This window comes from Paenibacillus sp. CMM36, assembly GCF_053570945.1.
In genome coordinates this window covers 1-530 of the sequence record NZ_JBSEDY010000080.1, presented here as the reverse complement: position 1 = coordinate 530, position 530 = coordinate 1, and the positions used below count along the sequence as shown (strand labels likewise).

Here is a 530-nt window from a genome sequence, read left to right as displayed (position 1 = left end):
CCCGAGTCCTCCAGCATAAAGCGGATACGATCAGCCGGATATTCCGGATCAATCGGCACATAGGCTCCGCCGGCCTTGAGAATCGCATAGATGCCTACAATCATGTCCAATGAACGGTGAACCAGAATGCCCACAGGCTGATCCGGTTTAACCCCTTGCGCACGCAAGGTGCGTGCGAGACGGTTGGCTCGCTCGTTCAGCTCCGCGTAGGTCAACGATACCGCTCCACACAACACCGCCACTTGCTCCGGCGTGTTCGCTACCTGCTGCTCGAACAGTGCGCTTAGCGTTTGATCCTGCGGATAGGCTACCGCCGTATCCCCCCAGACCTGAACGGTCTGTGCCCGCTCTTCCGGTGTCACCAATTCCAGCTCATTCACACGGATATGCGGATTGTCAATTATTTGCTCGATGACATGCAGTACATGTCCCTGCATCCGCTCGATCGTAGACCGATCGTATACATTGGCGTTATATCTGAACATAATGCGGAAGGTTTCATCGGGCATCACAATCAAGTCCAGATCATA

The 530-nt window shown here is 54.3% G+C and carries 1 protein-coding gene; it reads right to left on the bottom strand.

What is annotated here, in order from left to right:
- Nucleotides 1-530 (bottom strand): AMP-binding protein (locus tag ACWA2B_RS27975; protein WP_449292886.1); only part of this gene is annotated, 530 nt, incomplete at both ends.